The organism is uncultured Fibrobacter sp., from assembly GCF_946062555.1.
Taxonomy (GTDB): Bacteria; Fibrobacterota; Fibrobacteria; order Fibrobacterales; family Fibrobacteraceae; genus Fibrobacter.
The window spans coordinates 1-4,225 of sequence record NZ_CAMGVQ010000111.1 but is presented as its reverse complement, the minus strand read 5'-3'; the positions used below and the strand labels follow the sequence as shown (position 1 = coordinate 4,225).

Sequence of the window (4,225 nt, the reverse complement as noted above, 5' to 3'; positions counted from 1 at the left end):
CCATCCGCATACGACATACAAAACCCTGCACTTTCAGTGCAGGGTAGTTTATTGATTTTTGAAGATTCATCCAAATTGTACTTTTGAAATCTTCTGCAGAAAGAGTAGAATTTATCGCATTTTCTGTAATTGCACTTTTAATTTCTTTCTTACATTCCTCTAATCCAAAAGTCAAGAGGGTTGAGACATCAACAACATCAGTATTTAAGATTAAGGGGTAAAGATATTCGGCACATGTAAATACAATTTCGTAATTTTCTTCATCAGTTAAATTTGTTTTGGGATTAAACGCACTCTTAAGACCTTCCACGGAATTCAACATCTCATGAGCAAGTTGAAATGCCTTAAAATAAGCGTAAACTTTAGATTGTTCAAGACTTTCACGACCAATAACCAATGGCAACTGTGTATTAGAAGCAAGAAATTCAGAAATTTTATCCTGTGCATACTTTTTGATTGTTGCGTTATTATTAATTACCGTCTGATAGTAGATTTTCAGGACATCATCCAGGCTTTCAAATTCTGATTTTATGGGCTTATCTGTTTCAAGGTCAAGAACGAAATTTATTTCTTGGACAGACTGACCATTAAAAACAAGTGGTGCAGAATAGAATATCTGCGGGAGATTGCTTTCAGGTGTTGTTCCGCCTTGTCCGTACTTTACTTCCGCAAAAATGGATGCCTTGTCCTTACCTTTAGCTTCTTTGCCATCCAGCTTAAGCCCCAGGGGAATGGATGCGGCACTGTAGCTAATTTCGTAACGCCCAAAAACATCTGTTTCCGTAGGAGTTCCAAGCATCACACGCTCAAAGGTGCCATACGACGAACCTGTAGCAGGCTCCTTGTAATAAAGGCAGAAAGCAGCAACGCTGATGTTATCTTTTAGAGGGTAGTTTAGCGTATTCTTGACCGTTCCATAAACCTTGCACTCGTCGCTCGCCAAAGACGCAGGAATGGTGTTCAAAATGATTTTGACGCTATGATTTACGGAAATTGGGGCAGGAACATTGTAGGTTGTTAGCTCCTGTCCATTCAAATCTCGCACAACAATCCGTAAATTCGGCGAGGTTCTCGTTACGCCTTGCTTTTGAAATGCCGTCTTTTCGTAAGTGCAGCTGAAATATCCGTTAGTATTTAATGTCGTCTGTTTCAGCAAAACAGGCTGGTCATTCCAGACATCATAGATATAGATTGTTCCTGCTTGCAGCGGTGTTGCCGAATTGTAGAGAACAACACCGTTGATGCTCCATACATCGTCAGAAGATACTTTGGCTATATCAATTGTACCCAGTTCAAAAGGAGTTTCCATGGCAGCGTAGGTGTCCGATTCCCACAGAATGTTGTCCTGGTAATCGTAAAGGCGAATGACCAAATTGGGATGGTCTATGGATGTATCTCCTTTTTGAAATTGTGAGGAGGAAAAAACGAGAGCGTAGGAACCGTCTTCAGAAATTCCACATTCCGCTATTTGTTCAAGATTCCCGTACGCAAGCCTATTATAGGCTTTCAGATTACCCTGATTGAACGGAATCCCATCATTCAGAAGAATACCGGAAATGGTCCAAGTGTAGGGAACAGGATAGGACATATTTTCACTCCTTGTATAGTTATACTTTCATAAATATAATCTTTTTTCGAAAAAATTTACGCAAAAAGATTTTTTGCGTTGAAAAACAACCGGCTATGGTCGTTTAAGCATAAATTTGGGAGATTTCGCGTTAGGGATAGTGACCCCTTGGGGCCGAGACCGTGGTCTCGGTTTTAGGAGGCTGGCGACGAGCGTAGTGACGGCGGCAGCCCCTAAAATATAGCCCGACCGCACATATATGTGCGGGAACGCCCATAGACCACTCCCCTACCGCAGAAATCATCAAGGGCAACGGCGAACTCCTCCCCGTCTCCAAGATGCCTTGCGACGGCGTGTTCCCGACCGCTACCACCAAGTACGAAAAACGCGACCTCGCCCTCAACATCCCGTCCTGGAATCCGGACGCTTGCGTGCAGTGCGGCAAGTGCGCTGTGAGCCGTAGGCGACTCGTCATAACGAGTCGTCGGAGGCGAGAGTGAGGCGAAGCCGAACGGTCTCCACAGTCTGCCCCCATGCAGCCATCCGCGTGAAGGTCGTTGACGAATCCGCCGTGAAGAACGCTCCGGAAGGCTTCAAGTACACGGCCGCCAAGGGCTTCAAGCTGGAAGGCTCCGAAAAGCCCGTATTCGCCATCTCCGTCTCCAGCTACGACTGTACGGGTTGCGGCGTTTGTACGCAAGCCTGTATCGGTAAGGACAAGACCGACGAGACCAAGAAGGCCATCAACATGGTGCCGCAGGAACCCATCAAGGTCCAGGAAGGCAAGTGCTGGGACTTCTTCGTCGATCTCCCGGAATTCGACCGCACCAAGGTCAACAAGAACCTCGTCAAGCAGGCCATGCTCCTGGAACCGCTGTTCGAATTCTCCGGAAGCTGCGCAGGCTGCGGCGAAACCGCTTACGTGCGTCTCGTTTCTCAGCTCCGTGAGCCGTAGGCGACTCGTCAAAACGAGTCGTCGGAGGCGAGAGTGAGCGCCAACCAGAATGCCTTACTAGAGTCTAGCGCGAGCGGCCTCCATTGTGTGACCGCATGGTTGTCGCTAACGCTACGGGTTGCTCCTCCATTTACGGCGGTAACCTCCCGACCACTCCGTGGGCAAAGAACAAGGAAGGCCGCGGCCCCGCTTGGGCGAACTCCCTCTTCGAAGACAACGCCGAATTCGGTCTCGGTATGCGCCTCGCTATCACGAAGCATGCCAAGCAGGCCCTCAGCCTCCTCGAAGCCGTGAACGTTCCTGCCGAACTCAAGGAAAAGCTCACGACTCAGACGCAGGATGACGAAGCCGGCCTAAATGACCGCACAAGTCAAATGCAAAAGAAAAACTCCGATAGACTTGTGCTCTCGCTTACGACGACAACTCAATAGTTGTCGCCTCCAGCTCACAAAGGCCCAGCGTGAAAACGTCGCCGCCCCTTAAGGCCGCTCTCGCCGGTGCTACCGACGAAGCATCCGTCAGCCTCCGCGACGAATTCGCCAACTACCTCGTGAAGAAGTCCGTGTGGATCTTCTGTGAGCCGTAGGCGACTCGTCATAACGAGTCGTCGGAGGCGAGAGTGAGCGCCGACCGGAGTGTTAAACCAGACTCTAGCGCGAACGGTCTTCATACTGTGACGGTTGGGCATACGATATCGGTTACGGTGGTCTCGACCACGTGATGGCTACCGGTGAAAACGTGAACATCTGCGTCCTCGATACCGAAGTGTACTCCAACACGGGTGGACAGGCATCCAAGGCCACGAACCGTGGCGCAGTCGCCCTCTTCGCTGCCGCTGGTAAGCGCGCCGGCAAGAAGGACCTGGGCCTCATCGCCATGAGCTACAAGAACGTTTACGTGGGCCGTATCGCCCTCGGTGCAAACGACGCTCAGGCCCTGAAGGTTCTCCAGGAAGCGGAAGCACACAATGGTCCGTCCCTGATCATCTGCTACTGCCCCTGCATCAACCACGGTTTCGATCTCAACAGCCAGCTGGAACACCAGAAGATGGCTGTGGATTCCGGTTACTGGACACTGCTCCGTTACAACCCGGCTCTCGCCGCCGAGGGAAAGGCTCCGCTTATCCTCGACTCCAAGAAGCCGACGATCCCGGTTGCAGAATACATCTACACCGAAAACCGCTACAAGCAGCTCACCCGTAACAATCCGGAAGTGGCCAAGAAGCTCGCTGACGACCTCCAGAAGGAAGTCGATGCCCGCTACGCATTCTACGACGCCATGTCTAAGGATACTGAAGGGTTGATCAGCCTGTAAGAGGTATGAGCACGGTCGCTTCGCTCCCTTCGAGGAGTGAGCGCGGCCCTGCGGGCCTTTGAGGTAAAGAGCGATAAGAGAAATCTTGTCGCTCTTTTTGTTTTGGCGTGTCATTGCCAGCGTAGCGAAGCAATCCAGACCTGCACCACCCTACCGAATACAAAAGACGAGTGACGAACAGTCACCCGTCTTTTTGTAAATCAAAAAAACTGCCCTTTTTATATACGTTACCCTAGCAGTTTTTCAATCTTCTACAATTTACAAGTTAGAAGAAAATCTTTTTCATCTTCACAAATATTTCAAATTTCCAGGCGGAATTTGGTTATCAAAAAAATTTTGGAGGCTTCTGCAGTTTGTGTGGAGGGGTTGGGAGGAGTCTAAGCAGCGGT

General features: G+C 49.6%; 4 protein-coding genes and 2 pseudogenes. 5 read left to right on the top strand and 1 reads right to left on the bottom strand.

Annotated elements, in window-relative coordinates:
• Nucleotides 1-1,588: pseudogene (locus Q0P86_RS16540) on the bottom strand (hypothetical protein); the annotation flags it as partial.
• Nucleotides 1,589-1,905: 317 nt separating this feature from the next.
• Between Q0P86_RS16540 and Q0P86_RS16535 the strand changes: the two are divergent.
• From Q0P86_RS16535 to Q0P86_RS16515, 5 genes and pseudogenes are all read left to right on the top strand, one after another.
• Nucleotides 1,906-2,067, top strand: a complete 162-nt coding sequence (locus Q0P86_RS16535; RefSeq protein ID WP_295041023.1) for a hypothetical protein — start codon at nt 1,906-1,908, stop codon at nt 2,065-2,067.
• Nucleotides 2,064-2,522 (top strand): hypothetical protein, encoded by a 459-nt coding sequence (locus tag Q0P86_RS16530; protein WP_295041021.1) that lies wholly within the window; start codon nt 2,064-2,066, stop codon nt 2,520-2,522. Before Q0P86_RS16535 ends, Q0P86_RS16530 begins: the two co-directional genes overlap by 4 nt.
• A 95-nt stretch (nt 2,523-2,617) precedes the next feature.
• Complete coding sequence (locus Q0P86_RS16525; protein WP_295041019.1) at nt 2,618-2,953, top strand: hypothetical protein; 336 nt, start codon at nt 2,618-2,620, stop codon at nt 2,951-2,953.
• Between the two features lie 29 nt (nt 2,954-2,982).
• The gene (locus Q0P86_RS16520) at nt 2,983-3,108 is read left to right on the top strand and encodes a hypothetical protein (RefSeq protein WP_295041017.1); all 126 of its coding nucleotides are present in this window, start codon (nt 2,983-2,985) and stop codon (nt 3,106-3,108) included.
• Nucleotides 3,109-3,197: 89 nt separating this feature from the next.
• Nucleotides 3,198-3,836, top strand: a pseudogene (locus Q0P86_RS16515) (thiamine pyrophosphate-dependent enzyme); the annotation flags it as partial.
• Nucleotides 3,837-4,225 lie beyond the last annotated feature (389 nt).

Coding starts and splice junctions, on each gene's coding strand:
- Q0P86_RS16525 (WP_295041019.1), top strand. CDS start 2,618: ATGGTTGTCGCTAACGCTACGGGTTGCTCCTCCATTTACGGCGGTAAC.
- Q0P86_RS16535 (WP_295041023.1), top strand. CDS start 1,906: ATGCCTTGCGACGGCGTGTTCCCGACCGCTACCACCAAGTACGAAAAA.